This window comes from Streptomyces sp. FXJ1.172 (assembly GCF_001636945.3).
Lineage (GTDB): Bacteria > Actinomycetota > Actinomycetes > Streptomycetales > Streptomycetaceae > Streptomyces.
In genome coordinates this window covers 6,542,486-6,561,101 of record NZ_CP119133.2, presented here as the reverse complement: position 1 = coordinate 6,561,101, position 18,616 = coordinate 6,542,486, and the positions used below count along the sequence as shown (strand labels likewise).

General features: G+C 70.9%; 16 protein-coding genes. 9 read left to right on the top strand and 7 right to left on the bottom strand.

Annotation, left to right across the window (positions count from 1 at the left end; all coding sequences use genetic code 11):
- Positions 1-83 precede the first annotated feature (83 nt).
- From A6P39_RS29410 to A6P39_RS29400, 3 genes are all read left to right on the top strand, one after another.
- Positions 84-2,021 (top strand): S53 family peptidase, encoded by a 1,938-nt coding sequence (locus A6P39_RS29410; RefSeq protein WP_067052968.1) that lies wholly within the window; start codon positions 84-86, stop codon positions 2,019-2,021.
- 332 nt (positions 2,022-2,353) lie between these two features.
- Positions 2,354-3,400, top strand: coding sequence for a hypothetical protein (locus tag A6P39_RS29405; RefSeq protein ID WP_159396165.1), 1,047 nt, complete (start codon positions 2,354-2,356; stop codon positions 3,398-3,400).
- Positions 3,401-3,402: 2 nt separating this feature from the next.
- Entirely contained in the window at positions 3,403-4,050 is a 648-nt protein-coding gene (locus A6P39_RS29400) for a hypothetical protein (protein WP_159396164.1), read from the top strand.
- Between the two features lie 84 nt (positions 4,051-4,134).
- On the opposite strand, the gene A6P39_RS29395 is transcribed toward A6P39_RS29400, so the two are convergent.
- Positions 4,135-4,509 (bottom strand): hypothetical protein, encoded by a 375-nt coding sequence (locus tag A6P39_RS29395; RefSeq protein ID WP_234379155.1) that lies wholly within the window; start codon positions 4,507-4,509, stop codon positions 4,135-4,137.
- 384 nt (positions 4,510-4,893) lie between these two features.
- On the opposite strand from A6P39_RS29395, the gene A6P39_RS29390 reads away from it, so the two are divergent.
- Both A6P39_RS29390 and A6P39_RS29385 read left to right on the top strand, forming a co-directional pair.
- Entirely contained in the window at positions 4,894-5,466 is a 573-nt protein-coding gene (locus A6P39_RS29390; protein ID WP_067052960.1) for a hypothetical protein, read from the top strand.
- A gap of 101 nt (positions 5,467-5,567) precedes the next feature.
- Positions 5,568-6,044, top strand: coding sequence for a hypothetical protein (locus tag A6P39_RS29385; RefSeq protein WP_067052957.1), 477 nt, complete (start codon positions 5,568-5,570; stop codon positions 6,042-6,044).
- A 138-nt stretch (positions 6,045-6,182) separates the two neighbouring features.
- On the opposite strand, the gene A6P39_RS29380 is transcribed toward A6P39_RS29385, so the two are convergent.
- From A6P39_RS29380 to A6P39_RS29365, 4 genes are all read right to left on the bottom strand, one after another.
- Positions 6,183-7,397, bottom strand: a complete 1,215-nt coding sequence (locus tag A6P39_RS29380; RefSeq protein WP_067052954.1) for an MFS transporter — start codon at positions 7,395-7,397, stop codon at positions 6,183-6,185.
- 92 nt (positions 7,398-7,489) lie between these two features.
- Entirely contained in the window at positions 7,490-8,539 is a 1,050-nt protein-coding gene (locus A6P39_RS29375) for an endonuclease/exonuclease/phosphatase family protein (RefSeq protein ID WP_079133696.1), read from the bottom strand.
- Between the two features lie 187 nt (positions 8,540-8,726).
- Positions 8,727-9,374 (bottom strand): TetR/AcrR family transcriptional regulator, encoded by a 648-nt coding sequence (locus tag A6P39_RS29370; RefSeq protein ID WP_275883920.1) that lies wholly within the window; start codon positions 9,372-9,374, stop codon positions 8,727-8,729.
- Between the two features lie 85 nt (positions 9,375-9,459).
- Complete coding sequence (locus tag A6P39_RS29365) at positions 9,460-11,046, bottom strand: MFS transporter (protein WP_199840957.1); 1,587 nt, start codon at positions 11,044-11,046, stop codon at positions 9,460-9,462.
- Positions 11,047-11,256: 210 nt separating this feature from the next.
- Here A6P39_RS29365 and panB point away from each other — a divergent pair, with 210 nt between their 5' ends.
- The 3 genes from panB (at position 11,257) to A6P39_RS29350 (ending at position 14,173) form a co-directional block, all read left to right on the top strand.
- On the top strand, positions 11,257-12,123 hold the full coding sequence (panB, locus tag A6P39_RS29360; protein WP_067052949.1) for a 3-methyl-2-oxobutanoate hydroxymethyltransferase: 867 nt from the start codon (positions 11,257-11,259) through the stop codon (positions 12,121-12,123).
- A 212-nt stretch (positions 12,124-12,335) separates the two neighbouring features.
- Positions 12,336-13,361, top strand: a complete 1,026-nt coding sequence (locus A6P39_RS29355) for an ATP-binding cassette domain-containing protein (RefSeq protein WP_067052946.1) — start codon at positions 12,336-12,338, stop codon at positions 13,359-13,361.
- Positions 13,358-14,173 (top strand): ABC transporter permease, encoded by an 816-nt coding sequence (locus A6P39_RS29350; protein ID WP_275883919.1) that lies wholly within the window; start codon positions 13,358-13,360, stop codon positions 14,171-14,173. Before A6P39_RS29355 ends, A6P39_RS29350 begins: the two co-directional genes overlap by 4 nt.
- Before the next feature lie 17 nt (positions 14,174-14,190).
- On the opposite strand, the gene A6P39_RS29345 is transcribed toward A6P39_RS29350, so the two are convergent.
- The gene (locus tag A6P39_RS29345; protein WP_067040704.1) at positions 14,191-17,457 is read right to left on the bottom strand and encodes an AfsR/SARP family transcriptional regulator; all 3,267 of its coding nucleotides are present in this window, start codon (positions 17,455-17,457) and stop codon (positions 14,191-14,193) included.
- Between the two features lie 107 nt (positions 17,458-17,564).
- Between A6P39_RS29345 and A6P39_RS29340 the strand changes: the two genes are divergently transcribed.
- A complete protein-coding gene (locus A6P39_RS29340; RefSeq protein WP_067040707.1) occupies positions 17,565-18,365 on the top strand; it encodes a site-2 protease family protein in 801 nt (266 codons plus the stop codon).
- Here A6P39_RS29340 and A6P39_RS29335 read toward each other — a convergent pair.
- Positions 18,355-18,573 carry a hypothetical protein gene (locus A6P39_RS29335; protein WP_067040710.1) on the bottom strand — a complete coding sequence of 73 codons (219 nt, stop codon included), beginning with the start codon at positions 18,571-18,573 and terminating at the stop codon, positions 18,355-18,357. The two genes, A6P39_RS29340 and A6P39_RS29335, sit on opposite strands and share 11 nt — an antisense overlap.
- Positions 18,574-18,616: the final 43 nt, after the last annotated feature.

The window sequence follows — 18,616 nt, the reverse complement described above, 5'->3', positions numbered from 1 at the left end:
CGGCCGACACCGCCGCGGGCCGGCGCGCGGACGCATGAAGTACCGACCACTACATGCATGCGAACCGCATCGCAGGGGGTTCTATGAGATCCAACCGCGCCAAGCTGCGCGCCATGAGCATGGCAGCGACACTGCCCATGGTCGCCGGCGCGCTGGCGCTGGGCATACCCGCGGCACACGCTGCGGACAGCCCCGCTCGTCAAGCACTGAAGGGCACCAAGCCCGCATGGGCCACGGCCAAGGCGGACAAGGGCGCAACAGCGAACAGCGCCCAGGTGAACGCCAGGGTGTACCTGGCCGGCCGGGACGCGGCCGGACTCGCCGCGTACGCCAAGGCGGTGTCCGACCCCGCCTCGCCGTCGTACGGCAAGTACCTCAGCGCCAAGAAGGCGCAGGCCCGCTTCGGGGCCACCAAGGCCCAGGTGGCGGCCGTCAAGTCCTGGCTGACGTCGGCCGGCCTGACGGTCACCTCGGTCACCCAGCACTACGTCGCCGTCTCCGGTGACGCGGCCGCCGCCGAGAAGGCGTTCGGCACCAAGCTGCACAACTACGCCAAGGGCTCGGCCACTTACCGCGCCCCGGCGCAGGCCGCCTCCGTGCCGGCCGCGCTGCAGAGCGCCGTCCTGACCGTCACCGGCCTGGACAACGCGCCGCACAAGGCGAACCACGACGACCAACTGCCGCCGCCGGACGCCGTGTTCAAGAACTCCGGGCCGTTCTCCTCGTACTTCGGCTCGAACATCGCGAGCACGCTGCCGGACGCGTACGGCCAGAAGATCCCGTACGCGATCAAGGGCTACACCGGCAAGCAGCTGCGTGCCGCCTACGGCGCCGGCAGCTACACCGGCAAGGGTGTCCGCGTCGCCATCACGGACGCCTATGCCTCGCCGACCATCGCCTTCGACGCGGGCAAGTACGCGGTGACGAACGGCGACCAGGCCTGGACGACCGGCCAGCTGCACCAGGTGCTGCCGGACAAGTACTCCAGGATCAAGGAGTGCAAGGCGGCCGGCTGGTACGGCGAGGAGACCCTCGACGTCGAGGCCGTGCACGCGGTCGCGCCCAACGCCGATGTCACGTACGTCGGTTCGGCCTCCTGCTACGACGACGACCTGCTCGACTCGCTCGCCAAGGTCGTCGACAACCACCTGGCCGACATCGTCTCCAACTCCTGGGGCGACACCGAGGCCAGCCAGACGCCGGACCTCGCCGCCGCCTACGACCAGGTCTTCCAGCTGGGCGCGGTCCAGGGCATCGGCTTCTACTTCTCCTCCGGTGACAACGGCGACGAGGTCGCCAACACCGGTACCAAGCAGGTCGACTCGCCGGCCAACTCGGCCTGGGTGACCGCGGTAGGCGGTACGTCGCTGGCCGTCGGCAAGGACAACTCCTACGAGTGGGAGACCGGCTGGGGCACCGAGAAGGCGGTCCTGGCGGCGGACGGCAAGAGCTGGACGAACTTCCCCGGCGCCTACACCGGCGGTGCGGGCGGCGGCACCAGCAAGACCGTGCCGCAGCCGTACTACCAGAAGGGCATCGTGCCGAAGGCGCTGGCCACGGCCAACAACGCCGACGGCAACCGCGTCGTCCCGGACATCGCGGCGATCGCCGACCCGAACACCGGCTTCCTGGTCGGCCAGACCCAGACCTTCCCGGACGGCACCGAGCAGTACAGCGAGTACCGCATCGGCGGCACCTCGCTGGCCGCGCCGACCATCGCCGCCATCCAGGCGCTGGCCGAGGAGGCCCGCGGCAAGGCGATCGGCTTCGCCAACCCGCTGATCTACGCCGACTACGGCAAGAAGGGCGTCTTCCACGACGTCACGGACCACCCGACCGGCACCGACCTGGCCGTCGCTCGCGTGGACTTCGCCAACGGCTACGACAAGGCCGGCGGCCTGCTGTACTCGGTCCGCAGCCTCGGCAAGGACAGCTCGCTGTCCGCGGTGAAGGGCTACGACGACGTGACGGGCGTGGGCTCTCCCGCGGACGGCTACGTGCAGTCGTACCGCAAGCACTGACACGCCGATCCGCTCCGGCTGAGGGGGCGTGGGGTCCTGGACCCCACGCCCCCTTTTTCCGTTTACGGCACCTATTGCGGCCCTGATGGGGATGCAAAGCAACGCTGCAGGTCACACCAACAGCAACCCAAGAAAGCAAAAGACTCCCTCGTTGAATGTAAAAGTTTCCTTTGCAGGAATGAAGGAATCCGCACTTGATCTTCATATTTATCGCGCCCTACGGTTAATCCGGCTCAGGGGGGGTCTACGCCGCACAGCGGGGCGCCGATTTCCGCTCTGAATCATTCGCACGGTTCCGGATTGTTCTTTTCATCCACGACCAAAGGAACCTCATGTCCCGATTCAGACCACGCCCCGTGGTCACGCTCGTCCTGTCCGCCGCCCTGTTCTCCGTCGGACTTCCCGCGGGTATCGCACAGGCGGCGCCCGACGCGTGCACGGACGCGGTCGGAACGTTTTCCGCGGAGACGGTGAGCCCCGGCTGCGGCTCCCCGACGCCCACGCCGACCGCGACCGACTCGCCGAGCCCCTCCTCCACCGGCATCCCCGGTGTGGCCATCGGCACCGACGGCTGGATCACCTACTCCGACGACGCCACCACCCAGTTCGGCGTCACGGGCACCACCAAGACCATCAACGGCACGGTCCAGAGCGACGGCACCTGCCAGTTCGACGACTCCAGCAGCGACTCGTCGTCGGCCACGACCTACGAGCAGGAGGTCGGGTACAACCCGACCACCTGCCAGGAGCGGGTCCTGACCGGGACCATCACGACGGCCCAGGAGGCCTCCCTGGCCTCGCCGGCGGACACCAACGCCGTGCCGGAGACGCCGCAGAGCACCGACAGCACCGGTGACACCGCCGCCACCGTCAACGCCGCCAACAGCCCCTACAGCGAGACCGGCGCGGCCGAGACGGCCGCCGCAAGCACCTCGTACAGCAACGCCCACACGAAGACGGCGTGGATCGACCCGGTGAACATCACCATCACGTCGCTCACCACCAACCTGCGCTGGCCTCTGTACGGCGCCGGGGGCACGCTGAACGCCCGCAACAACGCGTACAAGTTCAAGTACGACGGCTGGTCGACGTCCGGCACCCCGAAGCCGTCGTTCAGCACCATCAGCGACGGCTGGGGCACCGGCGGCGCCGAGACCTTCAAGAACAACGACTTCGAGAACATCGTGCTCCTGCTGCTCGGCCCGTCCGGCTGGGCCGCCTGCGGCTTCAGCACGGCAACGGCCGTCTTCAAGCACAACGTGCACGTCTACGGCCACCGCGACGGCTCCCGGTCCCACACCTGGAGCGACAGCAAGGCGGGTGGCTGCTCGAACCTGGTGCACCACCGGACCTCGAACGGCTGGGGATGGACCTCCTGACGATGAGCCCGCTCAACGGGCCGTCCCACGCGCCCCGTCCTCGGCGGACGGGCGCGTGGGGCGCCGCCCTGCTCCTCGCTGCCCTGGCCCTGACGGCCACCGGCTGCTCGTCCGGCACCACCGCCACCCCCGGTACGCCCGCCGCGGCGGCCGACGTGAAGCTGACGGATCCGGGCACGGTGGCCGTGCGGTACTCGACGGCGCTGTTCTCCGCGCAGTTCGACCGCGCCTCCGCCTATGTCCTGCCCCGGGAGCGCGGCGTGCTGAAGGTGCTGTTCACCGGCATGACCGGTTCCTCGGTCCGGGCCGAGAACCTGGGCGTCGGCTCCGTCGCCACGAAGGCCGACTCCGCGACCGTGGTCCTGACCGGCAGGATGTGCAGCGCCCCCGTGGTCCCGAAGGGGGCCACCGTCGATCCGCGAAAGCACGAGAAGTGTGTCGAGAACCGCCGGCGCGATTCCGATGACCCCGCCTTCAAGGTGGCGGTCTGCAATAATTCCGGGAAATGGTACGTATGCTTCCCGATGTTCGAGGAGGCGATACAGCGGGGTTCCCAGGGTTCGCAAGGATCCGCGGAAGGCTCTGCGGGATCTCAGGACACTGCCGGTTCTGCGGCTTCTGTTTCGGCGTCCCCGAGCGGCAAGAAGTGACAGATGTGATTCCGCCCTTTTCCGGTTTTCCGTCCCGTAAAGAGCGGTAAAGCGGACGGAAAGCCGGAAAGGGCGGGCCTCGGGTCAGCTGGTCCCGCGGTGCCGGTGCTCGCGCATGAGGAAGATGACGAACCCGGCCGCGACCAGCACCGCACCGGCGATCAGGAACGGCACCGGCGCGTACTCGTCGGTGCAGGTGCTCCCGCTCGCCGTCGCCTGGCACACGTTCCCGGGGCCGCCCCGGTTGAGATAGGCGAGATAGAAGAGGGGCAGCCCCAGCCCGGACAGGCCCCCGACGACGGTGTCCTGGTGCCCCTTGCGCAGCAGCAGCACGGCGGCCGCCCCGCCCACGGCGATCAGCGCCGCCCCGACCGTCAACAGCGCGACCAGACCGAGGCCGGCACACCCCCCGACAGCGAGCCACGCCAGGAACCAACCCCACTGTGAACTGCGTTGCACGGCGCCTCCCCGGGTCGGGGACGCCTTCGGAGACAGCGCGACGCCCCCGAGCCGATCGTACGACCTGCGGTGCGCTCGCCGAGGTTTCAGGAGCCTTTTAACACGGCTCACCTCACCACCTCCGCAGCGACACGCCCCACCGGAGGGTGAGAAGGCGTCAGAAGATCACCCTAAAGGCCTAATAATATGTCAATACGACAGTTTCTTCGTTTATTTGACGTCTCGTCAGTCGCCTGAGGACACGGCATCCGAGGCCAGAAATACCCTGAATGGCGCTATACGGCTGATCATCTGAAATTGCCGACATGTCAGATCTCGTTACTTTTGATCTCGAGGCCGGCCGACGGGTCGGCATCTCCGAGACATCAAGACAGGAGAAGCGACATGAAGGTCGCACGTTCCACCATGGTCACCGCCGCTGTTTCGGCCGCCGCAGCCCTGGCCGCGACCGGCATCACCTACGCCTCGGCCGCCTCCGCTCCGGCTCCCCAGGCGGCCCCGGCCGCCGCCGCCCCGATCGCTGCCGCCCCGGCCCCCGCCGCCGCCCCCTTCGGCGGCGACTCCGGGCAGGGCAACAACTCCGGACAGGGCAAGGGCAACGAGGGCAAGGGCAACGAAGGCAGGGGCAACGAAGGCAGGGGCAACGAGGGCAGAGGCCACGAGGAGGGCCGGATCCTGATCAACGAGCGGTCGTACTCGACTCACCCGGGTGACTGCATCACCGTGGTCAGCGGCCTCGGCGCCAACAGCATCAACGTCCGCAACGACAGCCACAAGACCGTCGAGGTCTTCCGCGGAGCGGTCTGCGACAACGGCGCCCCCATCGCCACCGTCGGCCCCCACAGCTCCACCTTCGGCGTGCACGCGTGCCCGCCCGAGGGCATCCACGTCAAGCACGGCGTGCTGGCCAGCTTCCGCGTGGTCCACCGCCACCACCACGACAACGACGAGGACTGACCCGAAACCGACCGATGACAGGGGTCCCCGGCCCACCGGAATCGGGCCGGGGACCCCATTCCCGGCCATTGTCCGATCCGTGACACTGCGGGGTGAGCGAGATGAGTATGCGTCTGGTGGAGGACACCAGCGACGACACCTATGTCCTGGACATCCTCGACATCACGTTGACCCCCGCACTGCCGTGGCTGGGGCACCAGGTCCGCTGGGAGATGAACGGCTACCTCAAGGAGTCCGTCGATCTGACCCAGGTCATCTGCAACGTGACCATGAAGTTCGGTGTGCTGAAGATGTTCGACAGGAGCTACCGGCTGCCCGACCTGCTGGCGCGCGTCGGCGCGAGACTGTCGGGTGACCCGAGGCCGCCCGCCGGACCGTGGAAGCAGTCGTGGAACCTCCAGCTTCCCGAGACGGTACCGGTGGCGGCACAGCACCGGATCCGCCTGCGCGCACGGACGGCGGGCGGGAAGAACTTCTTCGCGCTCGACATCCCCCTGAACTTCAGCCGCACATTCCGTCCGGCCATGCCGAGCGGCGTCCCGGGCCCCGGCGTGCTGTACACGACGCGCTGCGGCTGACCGCGACACCGGTGGGTCCACCGGCCGTCCGCCGGGAGAGGAGCGGAGCACGGCGACCCGTCCCCGAGCGGATCGGGGCACGGCGACCCGTCCCGCTCGCCTGCCGGCGGTCCGGGACGGGCGGGCGCACCGGGGGGATCAGTGGTGCAGCGCGCCCTGCTGCTCGGGCACGTGGGAGGCGACCACCCGGCCCAGGTGGGCGACCGACCGGCGCCGGTCCACCGCGTACGCCACGCTCGCCACGCCCAGGCCGAGGACCGCCAGAACCGCGCCGGCCAGCGCGGGGGACGTGGCCCCGAAACCGGCCGCGAGCGCCAGTCCGCCGATCCAGGCGCCGCCGGCGTTGGCCAGGTTGAAGGCCGCCTGGTTGGCCGAGGAGGCGAGCGAGGGGGCCGCCGAGGCCTTCTCCATGACCATCAGCTGGAGCGGGGAGCCGGTGATGAACGCGGCCATGCCCAGCAGGGTCACGGCCACCGCCGCGCTCCACTGCGCCCGCATCAAGGCGGGGAACAGCAGCAGCACGGCGCAGAGGAAGGCCAGGCCGCCGAAGAGTGTGCCGCGCAGGGAGTGGTCCGCGAGCCGGCCGCCCAGCAGGTTGCCCGCGGTCGCGCCCACACCGAAGAGGGCCAGGAGCAGGGTCACGCTCCCCTCGGCGAAACCGGCCGGGCCGGTCAGCATCGGGGTGACGTAGCTGTAGGCCGCGAAGAGCGCGCCGAAGCCCGCCACCGTCGTACCGAGGGCCAGCCAGACCGGCAGCGACTTCAGCGCGGCCAGCTCGCCGCGCAGGCCCGTGGACGGCGCGTGTGCGTGGTCGTGCGGGATCAGCAGCGCCAGCGAGGCGATCGCCGCGAGGCCGATCACGCTCACGCCGAGGAAGGTCGCCCGCCAGCCGAGGTGCTGGCCCATCAGCGTGGCCGCGGGGACGCCCGCGATGTTGGCGACGGTCAGGCCGAGGAACATCAGCGACACCGAGCGGGCCTTGCGCTCGGGCGCGACCATCGACGTCGCGACGACGGCGCCCACGCCGAAGAAGGCGCCGTGCGGCAGGCCGCTGAGGAATCGGGCGGCCAGCAGGGAGTCGTTGCCGGGGGCGAACGCCGACAGCGCGTTGCCGACGACGAACAGTGCCATCAGGGCGATCAGGACCGTGCGGCGCGACATGCGCGCCGTCACGGCGGCCAGCAGCGGGGCGCCGATGACGACGCCCAGCGCGTACGCCGAGACCAGGTGCCCGGCGGTGGGGATGGAGATGTGCAGGTCGTCCGCGACGTCGGGCAGCAGGCCCATCATCACGAACTCGGTCGTACCGATACCGAAAGCGCCGACGGCCAGAGCGAGCAGGGCCAGGGGCATGAAGGGCCTTTGCCTTTCAGGGGAGAGGGGAGTTCCGTCCAGTCTAAGTTCAGCAACGGAACAAAGTCTCTCAGGCCCGGTATTCCAAGGGGTTACGACGACGTGTCCAGCTTCACACGAGCGGCCACCGGAAGGTGATCGCTGCCCGTGCGCGGCAGTGTCCAGGAACTCTCGGGCTCGACGCCCTTGACCATGATCTGGTCGATCCGCGCCATCGGGAACGACGCCGGCCAGCTGAACCCGAAGCCGCTGCCCGCCGCACCCTGTGTGGAACGCATCTGGGAGGTGACGGCGTTGAGCGAGCGGTCGTTCATCGTACCGTTCAGGTCGCCGAGCAGGACGACGCGCTTCAGGGTCTCGTCGGCGATGGCCTCGCCGAGCGCGTCGGCGCTCTTGTCGCGCTGCCGTGCGGTGAACCCGGCCGCCATCTTCACCCGGACCGAGGGCAGGTGCGCGACGTAGACCGCGACCGGGCCCTTGGGGGTCGTGACGGTGGCACGCATCGCCCTCTCCCAGCCGAGCCTGATGTCGACGGCCTGGACGTCGCTCATCGGGTACTTGCTCCACAGTCCGACCGTGCCGACGACCGCGTGGTACTTGTACGTCGGCGCGAGCGCCGTCTCGTAGACGGAGACGGAGGTGCCCGGGATCTCCTCCAGGGCGAGCAGGTCGGCGCCGGAGGAGGCGACGGCGCGGGCGGTCCCGGCGGGGTCGGGGTTCTCGGCGTTGACGTTGTGGGTCGCCACCATCAGGTCGCCGCCCGCGCCCGTGCGGTCGATGAGCAGCCCGCCGAAGAGGTTCAGCCACACGATCACCGGGAGGAGGATCGCGAGCAGGGCGGTGGCCGACTTGCGGAGCAGGGCGCACAGCGCGAGCAGCGGGACGGCCAGGCCCAGCCAGGGCAGGAAGGTCTCCGTGAGGCTGCCGAGGTTGCCCACCTGGTTCGGGATGCGCGAGTGCAGCAGCATCACCAGGGCCAGGAGGAGGGCGAGGACCGCGAGGACGATGCCGCGGCGCCAGATGCGCGGGTCGCCGCGCCAGCCGGCGAACAGGCGGTGCGCCAGGCGTCGGAGCCGGGATCCAGGTCGCTTCGGCCCCGAGCCGCCGCCCATCGTCTCCGAAACGTACGCCTGCTGCGCCATACCGTCTGCCTCACTGCCTGCCGTGCACACCGTCGTCCCCCCGTGCCGTTCCGACCCTAGGGGATGACCGACTCCGTTCCCGCCGTCCTGTGACGGCCCTACGGAAGTCGAGGACGAACGGTGCGGGGCCGCGAGTTCCGTTCACCCCCGCACGCCTGGGGTCTGTGACGAAACGCGCACATGGATGCTACGAGGCTGTCGAGCTGACGGGCCGTAGGCCTGCGAGGACCGTGTCGACGATCTCCTCCGCGAGGCCCTCGGGCAGGTCGCCGTCGGGACGCAGGGTGCTGCGCAGGAGCATGGGGCCGACGAACAGGTCGTTGGCCAGTTCCAGGTCGATGTCCGGCCTGAGTTCGCCGTTGTCCCGCCCCCGGCGCAGCACCTGCATGACGAGGTGGCGGCGGGGGGCGATGACGCCGGCGTGGTACGCCGACCAGACCTTGGGGCTGGACTTCATCTGGGCGTAGACGTTGTGCAGGATCGCCGAGGAGCGGGTGGCCAGACCGCGTCGGCGCAGGGACTCCAGCAGGACGACGAGGTCGTCGCGCAGGCTGGTGCCGGGCAGTTCGGGGTCGGGGGGTTCGGCGGCGCGGACGACGTCGATGAACAGCTCGTCCTTGCCGCTCCAGCGGCGGTAGATCGTGGCCTTGCCGACCCCGGCCGTGCGGGCGACGCGCTCGATGGAGAGTTCGGCGAGGGGCACGCCGTCCTCCAGGAGCTTCATCACGCCCTCGATGATGGCGCGTTCCACGGCCTCGCTGCGGGGCCTGCCCCGCACGGGACCGCAGGGTCGCGTCCGGCCTTCGGTGCCGGGGCCGGTGTCGGCAACGCTCACGTCGTTTCCGTCCTCTCACTGGGCTGCGGGAATTGTCCCGCAGCGGCCTCCCTCCCCCGTACGAACCACTGCCCCGTGATGCGCGTCAGTCCGCGGCCGCGACCAATTCCGTCTCCTTCTCGCCCTTGTGACCCGACGTCGGCCTGCCCGGCAGGAACAGGCCGGTCACCACCGCGCCGATGAGCGCGACGCCCGTACCGCACAGGGCGGTGACGTGCATGGCGTGCAGGAACGCGTCGTTGGCGGGGGTGATGAGGGCCTTGCCCTGCGGGCCGAGCCGGCCGGCGATGCCGAGGGTGGCCTCGATGGACTCGCCGGCCTTCTCGCGCAGGGCGGGCGGCAGCGGGCCGAGCTTGCCCTCGATGCCGTTGCGGTAGGAGGTGGCGAGCACCGAGCCGAGTACGGCGATGCCGAGGGCGCCGCCGACCTGGCGGAAGGTGTTGCTGAGCGCGGAGGCGGAGCCGGCCTTCTCGCGCGGCAGGGCCTGCATGATGACGACCGAGGTCGGCGTCATGATGTGGGCCATGCCGGTGCCCATGAGGAAGAACACGACCTCGAGCAGCCAGATCGGGGTGTCGGCCTCGAAGGTGGCGAAGGCGGCCAGCGTCGCGGCGATCAGCAGCAGGCCCGCGGTGGTGGTGGCCTTGTTGCCGAACCGGTCGACGAGCAGCCGGGCACGCGGTGCGAAGATCATCTGCGCGGCGGCGAGCGGCAGCATCAGCACGCCGGCCTCCAGCGGCGAGTAGCCGCGCACGCTCTGGGTGTAGAAGACGCCGAAGAACGTGACGCCCATGAGCGCGAAGAACACGAGCGCGATGGCACTCATGGCGGCCGAGAAGACCTTGTTCTTGAAGTAGGTGACGTCGAGGGACGGGTGGTCGCTGCGCTTCTCGAAGACGACGAAGGCGGCGAGCACGACGAGCCCGGCGATGCTGGTGGCCAGCACCCTCGTGTCGGTGAAGTCGGCCAGTTCGCCGCCCTTGATGATGCCGTAGACGAGCAGGACCAGGCCAACGACGGACAGGACGACGCCGATCGGGTCGAGGCGGCCGGGCAGCGGGTCGCGGGAGTCGGGCACCAGCCAGGTCATCAGGATCAGCGCGACGATCACGATCGGCACGTTGACGAAGAAGACCGAGCCCCACCAGAAGTGGTCGAGGAGAGCGCCGCCGGTGATCGGGCCGATGGCGATGGCGAGGCCGACGCCGCCGGCCCAGATGCCGATGGCCTTGGGCTGTTCCTCGCGCTCGAAGACGTTCATCAGCACGGCCAGGGTGGCGGGCATGACGAAGGCGGCACCGAGGGCCATCAGGGCGCGGTAGGCGATCAGCTGGTCCGGCGAGCCGGACTCGGCGGCCAGCATCGAGCCGATGCCGAACACGGCGATGCCGCCGATCAGCACCTTCTTGCGGCCGAGGCGGTCGCCGACGAGGCCCGCGGTGAACAGCAGGCCGGCGAAGACGAGGGTGTAGGCGTTGATCGCCCACTCGATCTGCCCCTGGCTGGCACCGAGGCCGGTGGGCGCCGGGGTGGAGATGGTCTTGATGGCGACGTTCAGGATCGAGTTGTCGAGCACCACGATGAGCAGGCTCAGCATCAGCACACCGAGGATGGCCCATCGGCGCCGGTGCACCGCTTCCGGTATCCGGGAGGCAGGGACGGGACTTGTCATGTGTTCGAGCCTACGACCATTTCGATACGGAACGGTCTCGTATCTAAGGCCTTTACCGAGACCTTACATAGCGGGCGTCGAGCGGGCGTGCAGGCGCACTCGACGGGATCACAGGGGGTCCCCCTGGCCCTGGTCGGCACGAAGTGCCACCATGGAGACGATCCGGGGACGCCGTCAGGGCGCCTCGAGATGACTGAAGGAGCCGTTGCAATGACGCAGCTTTCGGCTGCCCAGACGAAGCCCGCCGACGGCAGCAAGGCGCTGTACGGGGGGAAGGGCACACGCCGTATCACTGTTCGCGACATCGCCCTCGCCAAGGAACGCGGCGAGAAGTGGCCCATGCTCACCGCCTACGACGCGATGACCGCCTCCGTCTTCGACGAGTCCGGGATCCCGGTGATCCTGGTCGGCGACTCGGCGGGCAACTGCCACCTCGGGTACGACACGACCGTGCCCGTCACGCTGGACGAGATGACCATGCTGTCGGCCGCCGTGGTGCGCGGCACGCAGCGCGCCCTGATCGTCGCCGACCTGCCCTTCGGCTCCTACCAGGAGGGCCCGGTGCAGGCGCTGCGCTCGGCGACCCGGCTGGTGAAGGAGGCCGGGGCCGGCGCGGTCAAGCTGGAGGGCGGCGAGCGCTCGCACGAGCAGATCCGGCTGCTGGTGGAGTCCGGCATCCCGGTGATGGCCCACATCGGACTGACCCCGCAGTCCGTGAACGCCATGGGCTACCGCGTGCAGGGGCGCGGCGAGGAGGCCGCCCAGCAGCTGCTGCGCGACGCCAAGGCCGTGCAGGACGCGGGCGCCTTCGCCGTCGTGCTCGAGCTGGTTCCGGCGGAGCTGGCGGCCGAGGTCACGCGGGTGCTGCACATCCCGACGGTCGGTATCGGCGCGGGACCGGAGTGCGACGCGCAGGTCCTGGTCTGGACGGACATGCTGGGCCTGACCTCCGGCCGGGTCCCGAAGTTCGTCAAGAAGTACGCGAACCTGCGTGAGGTCATGGGCGACGCGGTCAAGGAATTCGCCGAGGACGTCGTCGGCGGTGCGTTCCCGCTGGAGGAGCACTCCGTCCACTAGCCACTGCGGCAACACCCCGGCAGCCCCGCTGATCTTCCCCCGTCAGCGGGGCTGCCCCCCTTTTTTGCGCCTAAACCGGCGCCGCTCTCGCGGAGGTGGTTGCTCGCCGTCGTGGTTCCTCAATTGATGGTTGCGGTAGTCGTCGGCACGTTGTCGGTGGCTGTCGGTGGGATGTCGGTGGTTTGTCGGCAGGCGCTGGCACCGTCTTCTGCATGACGCGAATCGATGACGACCCCGTCGGCGCGAGCCACGCAGTGACGGTGCGGGGACTGGTCAAGCACTACGGCGAGACCAAGGCGCTGGACGGCGTCGACCTGGACGTGCGCGAGGGCACCGTGATGGGCGTGCTCGGGCCGAACGGCGCCGGCAAGACCACCCTCGTACGGATCCTGTCGACCCTGATCACCCCCGACGCCGGACAGGCCACCGTGGCCGGCTACGACGTCGTGCGACAGCCCCGGCAGCTGCGCCGGGTCATAGGACTCACCGGGCAGTACGCCTCCGTCGACGAGAAGCTGCCCGGCTGGGAGAACCTGTACATGATCGGCCGGCTGCTGGACCTGTCCCGCAAGGACGCCCGCGCCCGCGCCGACGAGCTGCTGGAGCGGTTCTCCCTGACGGAGGCGGCCAAGCGGCCGGCGAGCACGTACTCCGGCGGTATGCGCCGGCGGCTGGACCTCGCCGCCTCCATGATCGGGCGGCCGCACGTGCTGTACCTGGACGAGCCGACCACCGGCCTCGACCCCCGGACCCGCAACGAGGTGTGGGACGAGGTGAAGGCCATGGTCGGGGACGGCGTCACCGTGCTGCTCACCACCCAGTACATGGAGGAGGCCGAGCAGCTCGCCTCCGAGCTGACCGTGGTGGACCGGGGCAAGGTCATCGCCACCGGCGGGATCGAGGAGCTGAAGGCCAAGGTCGGCGGCCGTACCCTGCGCGTACGGCCCGTGGACCCGGCGCAGCTGCGCCCGCTCGCGGGCATGCTGGACGAGCTGGGCATCACCGGGCTCGCGACCACCACCGTGGACCCCGAGAGCGGGACGCTGCTGGTGCCCGTCCTCAGCGACGAGCAGCTGACGGCGGCGGTCGGCGCGGTCACCGCGCGCGGCATCACCATCTCCGCCATCACCACCGAACTGCCCAGCCTGGACGAGGTGTTCCTGTCCCTCACCGGCCACCGCGCCGGTGCCCCGCAGGACGCCGCGCCCGCCGAGACCCGCGAGGAGGTCGCCGTATGAGCGCCACGACCATGACCACCACCGACGGCGACGTCCGGATCCCGCTGCGCGGGCACCTGCGGCACACCGGCGCGCTCGTCCGGCGCAATCTGCTCTGGATCCGCCAGGACCCGGAGTCGATGTTCGACGCGCTGTTCATGCCGATCGTCTTCACCCTGCTGTTCGTGTACGTCTTCGGCGGCTCGATCGGCCAGGCGCTGGGCGGCGGCCAGGACAGGTACGTGCAGTACGTCATCCCCGGCATGCTGGCGATGATGAGCATGACCCTCTCGCAGGGCGTCGGCACCGGGTTCAGCCAGGACTTCAACAGCGGGGTCATGGACCGCTTCCGGTCGCTGCCGATCGGGCGCGGGTCCGTGCTCTTCGCGAAGATCGCCGTCGAGCTGGGGCGGATGCTGTTCGCCACCGCCATCCTGATGGTCGTCGCCGTCCTGGTCGGCTTCCACATCCACCACTGGGCGGGCCTGTTCGCCGCCGTGGGACTGTCCGCGCTGTTCGCCTCCTCGATCATGTGGGTGTTCCTCACCCTCGGCGTGATGCTGAAGAACGCGCAGTCGGTGCAGGGGGTCGGCTTCCTGGTGCTCTTCCCGCTGCAGTTCGGCTCCTCGATCTTCGCGCCCACCAAATCGATGCCCGGCTGGCTGCGGCACTTCACCGACTACAACCCGCTGTCCGCGCTCGCCGACGCGGCCCGCGGACTGATGAACGGCGGCCCGGTGGCCCACGATCTGTGGGTGACCGTGATCTGGTCGGTCGCGATCACGGCGGTCATGGGCCCGATCGCGATGCACAAGTTCCGTACGAAGACCTGACGTTCGCACGCCGGACGTCACAGCAGGGCGGTGGCCTCCGCGAGGGAGAGGCCACCGCCCTCGGCGTACGCGGCCGCGTACACGGCCGCGTCCAGCTTCTCCCTGAGCCGGGCCTCGGTCATGTCGTGCGCCCTGCGCTCCATGCCGGAGGCGACATGGCCGGGCGGCAGCAGGGCCTCGGCGGCGCCCAGACAGCGGGCACCGGCCATGGCACCCGCCTCGCCCCGCTCGGCCAGGGCCATCGCGGCGACGGCGAGGCAGACGGAGGGCAGCTGCGGGCTGATGGCCTCGGACAGCGGGTCACCGGCCAGCCGCAGCGCCTCGCGGACCCGGCCCAGGGCCTGCTCCGGCAGCCGGTCGATGGCGTCCAGCCAGGCCTCCTGGAGGAGGATCATCGCATCGAAGACGACAAAGTGCGCGATCTTGAACTCCTCGCGCAGCAGCCGGAGTTGCTGGCGCGCCTCGCCCGTGCGGCCGTACACACCGAGCCAGCAGGCGAGGAAGAGCCGGGCGGCGGGCATCGCCTCGTTGAAGGAGCCGTCCTGGCTGGCGATGACATCGCGGAGTATCCGCTCGCCGCGCTCCAGCTCGCCCTGCTCCATGAGCACGCTGCCGAACCGGGCGCCCAGGATGGCCATCTGGGCGCGGGCGCCGAGGCGTTCGGCGTACTCGATGGCGGCCTGGTAGTCGACGGCGGCGGCCTCGTAGGCGCCCTTGCGCTCATGGGCCTCGCCGCGCGCGGACAGCGCCTCGGCCGTGCCCCACGCGTCGCCGAGGCGGCGGTAGATCTCCAGCGCCTCGTCGGCGTCGCGGGAGGCGTCGCCCGCCCAGGCGGTGCGGTTGGCGAGCAGGCCTGCGCGCAGCTGGAGGGCGCCGGCCAGCTCCCAGTCGTAGCCGGGGATGTTCCGGCAGGTCTCCACGGTGGCGTCCATGATCCTGCGCAGCCGGTCCATGCCGCCGGTCAGCATCTCGGCGAAGATCCACAGCATGCCCGGGGCCCGGCAGGTCTGCGGCAGGCCGGGCTCGTACACCTCGGTGACGGCCCGCAGCTTGGCCCGCGCCTCGGGGGTCTGCCAGGCGTCCAACTCGGTCTCCATGCAGGCGAGATGGGCCAGATGGACACCGCGCCGGGCCTCGGCGAGGAGTTCGCCGGTGTACGGCGGCGGGGCATCGGTGCAGCGCTGCCGGACCGGGCGGGCCGGGCGCAGGGGTGCGGCGAACGGGTCGGGGCCGAGCGCCATGACCTCCCGGCACCAGGTGCGGGTCTCCAGGCGCTGGTCGCGCATCTGCCAGAACCACAGCAGGGACAGCACCAGGCACAGCGCCTCCTGCTCGTCGCCGAGGGTGACGGCGTGCCGCAGGGCGGTGCGCAGGTTCTCGTACTCCAGCTGGAACCGGTCGATGGCGGTGCGCTGCTCGGGGCCGCGCAGCAACGGGTCGGTGGTGCGGGCGAGTTCGCGGTAGTACGTCAGGTGCGCGCGTTCGGCGTCGCCGCGGCCGCCCCTCTCGTCCAGCCGTTCGGCGGCGTACTCGGCGACGGTCTCCAGGAGGCGGTAGCGCATCCCGCCGTCGCTCGAAGGGGCCGCGACCACCAGGGACTTGTCCACCAGCGAGCCGAGCGCGTCGAGCGCGACCGGGCCGCACACGGCCTCGGCGGCGGCCAGGTCGCAGCCGCCGGCGAAGACCGACAGCCGGGCGAGGACGTCGCGTTCGTCCGCGTCCAGCAGTTCCCAGGACCAGTCCACCACGGCCCGCAGGGTCTGCTGGCGCGGCAGCACGGTGCGGCTGCCCGAGGTGAGCAGCCGGAAGCGGTCGTCCAGCCGGGCGGCTATCTGCCGGGGGGTGAGCATGCGCAGCCGGGCCGCGGCCAGCTCGATCGCGAGGGGCAGCCCGTCGAGCCGCCGGCAGATCTCGGCGCAGGCCTGCGGATCGTCCTCGGTGCAGAACCCGGGCCGGGCTGCCGCACCCCGCTCGGCGAGCAGCCTGAGCGCGACCGGTTCCGGCAGCGGCTCCACCGGCCGCACCAACTCCCCCGGCACACCGAGGGGTTCGCGGCTGGTGGCGAGGACGACCAGGTGCGGGCAGCGGGCCAGCAGCCGGGCGACCAGCTCGGCCGCGGCCTCCACGACGTGCTCGCAGTTGTCGAGGACGATCAGCATCCGGCGCCGGGCGCAGTGCTCCAGGAGCCGTTCGAGGGGTGCGTCGTGCCGGTCGGTGACCGCGCGCATGTTCTCGACACCGGCGCCGTGCAGCACGGTCTCGCGGGCGCCGATCGCGGTGAGCACGGCCTGCGGTACGGCCTCGGGGTCGTCCACGGGAGCCAGCTCGGCCAGCCACACGCCGTCCGGGACGGTGTGCCGTACCGCCTCCGCGGCCTCCTGGGACAGCCGGGTCTTGCCTGCGCCGCCGGGCCCGAGCAGGGTGACCAGCCGGGCCCGTGCCAGATCGGCGCCGATGGCGTCGATGTCGGCTTCCCGGCCCACGAACGAGGTGAGCCGGGCGGGCAGGTTGCCCACGGCGGTCCGGGCCTGCCGCGGCTTCGCGGGTTCCCGCGCCTCGGCTGTCAGCAACTCGGCGTGCAGGGCGCGCAGTTCGGGCCCCGGGTCGGCACCGAGCCGCTCCATGAGCAGCTGCCGTACGTCCTCGTAGGCGGCGAGCGCCTGGGCGGGGCGGCCGGCGTCGCGCAGGGCGCGCAGCCGCAGTGCCTGCAGCGGCTCGTCCAGCGGATGGCCGTCGCACAGCGCGGTCAGCTCGGGGAGCACCTGCTCGGCGTGGCCGAGGGCGAGGGCGGCGGTGTGCCGGGCGCGCAGCGCGTCCAGCCGGCGCGTCTCCCAGCGGGCCGCCTCGGCGGTGTGGCCGGGCAGGTCGGCGAGGGCGGGGCCGCGCCACAGGGCGAGCGCGTCGTCCAGGACGGCGGCGGCCCTGGCCGCGTCGCCGTCGGCGAGCGCGGCGAGGCCGTCGCCGGTCAGCCGCTCGAAGCGGGTGAGGTCGAGGTCGTCGGAGGCGGTGGTGAGCCGGTAGCCGCCGTCGGCGGAGGCGACGGCGTCCGCGCCGAGGGTCCGGCGCAGCCGTCCCACGAGCGCCTGCAGTGCGCCTGCCGCGTCGGCGGGCGGGTCGGCGCCCCACACCTCGTCCACGAGCACGCCCACGGGCACGGTCCGCCCGGCCCTGAGCGCGAGCACACTCAGCAGGGTGCGCAGCCGCGCCCCGCCGACCGGGACGGGCGTGCCGTCGGGGCGGAGTACCTGGGTGGTGCCGAGAAGCCGATAGCGCACGGGGTCCATTGTCTCCGAGGCCCGGACGTCGTCTGCGAGGCCCAGACGTTTCCCCCACGGCCGCGCTGCCGGTACGGTCGCATTCCCGACGGCCCCCACCACACAGGAGCCCGCTGATGACCACCGCCACCACGCGCCGCGGCGAGCGCCGGGTCTCTCCCGTGTTCCTCGGGATCCTGGCCGTGACGGCGGTGACGGGCTGGGCCACCTGGACGGGGTACGCGGCACGGCCGGGCGTCGCGGTGTTCCTGTTCGTGACGGCGGCCTGGATCGTCTCGCTGTGCCTGCACGAGTACGCGCACGCCCGCACGGCCCTGCACGGCGGGGACATCACGGTCGGCGCCAAGGGCTACCTCACGCTGAACCCCTTGAAGTACACGCACGCCCTGCTGAGCATCGCGCTGCCGGTGTTCTTCCTGATCATGGGCGGGATCGGCCTGCCCGGCGGTGCGGTGTTCATCGAGCGGGGCCGGATCCGGGGCCGCTGGCGGCACAGCCTGGTCTCGGCGGCGGGCCCGCTGACGAACGTGCTGTTCGCGGCCGTGTGCAGCGCGCCGTTCTGGCTGCACGCGCTGGACGGGGTGCCCGCCGGCTTCCGCTTCGCGCTGGCGTTCCTGGTCCTGCTCCAGGTGACGGCGGCGGTCCTGAACTCCCTGCCGGTGCCCGGCCTGGACGGCTACGGCGTCCTCGAGCCGTGGCTGTCGCACCAGGTCAAGCGCCAGCTGGCGCCGTACGCACCGTACGGGCTGCTGTTCGTGTTCGCGCTGCTGTGGGTGCCATCGGTCAACACCATGTTCTTCGACGCGATCGACGCGATCCTGCGGGGCCTCGGCGTCGACGACTACTCCCGCTACTGCGGCCAGGAGATGTACCGCTTCTGGCGCGGCACCCCGGAGATCTGCACGGTCAGCTCGTGACGGACTTGCCCTGCCCCGCCGCCTGCCGGCCGCGCCTGAGGTAGTACCAGGCCATGTTGGACGACAGACCCGCCAGCAGCACCCAGACGATCCCCAGCCAGCTGCCCTGGACGAAGGAGACGACGGCGGCGGCCACGGCGAGGACGCACACGGCCAGGGCGTAGAGGGCGAGTCGCCGGGTCTGGGCGGGCGGGGGCACGGGGGGCATGGGAGTCCGCTTTCGGGTGCTGTGGGGGACACTGCTGGCGCCC

Bases quoted from the DNA above. Each gene is read 5' to 3' on its own strand.
- A6P39_RS29410 (WP_067052968.1), top strand. From the start codon at position 84: ATGAGATCCAACCGCGCCAAGCTGCGCGCCATGAGCATGGCAGCGACA.
- A6P39_RS29405 (WP_159396165.1), top strand. From the start codon at position 2,354: ATGTCCCGATTCAGACCACGCCCCGTGGTCACGCTCGTCCTGTCCGCC.
- A6P39_RS29400 (WP_159396164.1), top strand. From the start codon at position 3,403: ATGAGCCCGCTCAACGGGCCGTCCCACGCGCCCCGTCCTCGGCGGACG.
- A6P39_RS29390 (WP_067052960.1), top strand. From the start codon at position 4,894: ATGAAGGTCGCACGTTCCACCATGGTCACCGCCGCTGTTTCGGCCGCC.
- A6P39_RS29385 (WP_067052957.1), top strand. From the start codon at position 5,568: ATGAGTATGCGTCTGGTGGAGGACACCAGCGACGACACCTATGTCCTG.
- A6P39_RS29380 (WP_067052954.1), bottom strand. From the start codon at position 7,397: ATGCCCCTGGCCCTGCTCGCTCTGGCCGTCGGCGCTTTCGGTATCGGT.
- A6P39_RS29375 (WP_079133696.1), bottom strand. From the start codon at position 8,539: ATGGCGCAGCAGGCGTACGTTTCGGAGACGATGGGCGGCGGCTCGGGG.
- A6P39_RS29365 (WP_199840957.1), bottom strand. From the start codon at position 11,046: ATGACAAGTCCCGTCCCTGCCTCCCGGATACCGGAAGCGGTGCACCGG.
- panB (WP_067052949.1), top strand. From the start codon at position 11,257: ATGACGCAGCTTTCGGCTGCCCAGACGAAGCCCGCCGACGGCAGCAAG.
- A6P39_RS29355 (WP_067052946.1), top strand. From the start codon at position 12,336: ATGACGCGAATCGATGACGACCCCGTCGGCGCGAGCCACGCAGTGACG.
- A6P39_RS29350 (WP_275883919.1), top strand. From the start codon at position 13,358: ATGAGCGCCACGACCATGACCACCACCGACGGCGACGTCCGGATCCCG.
- A6P39_RS29345 (WP_067040704.1), bottom strand. From the start codon at position 17,457: ATGGACCCCGTGCGCTATCGGCTTCTCGGCACCACCCAGGTACTCCGC.
- A6P39_RS29340 (WP_067040707.1), top strand. From the start codon at position 17,565: ATGACCACCGCCACCACGCGCCGCGGCGAGCGCCGGGTCTCTCCCGTG.
- A6P39_RS29335 (WP_067040710.1), bottom strand. From the start codon at position 18,573: ATGCCCCCCGTGCCCCCGCCCGCCCAGACCCGGCGACTCGCCCTCTAC.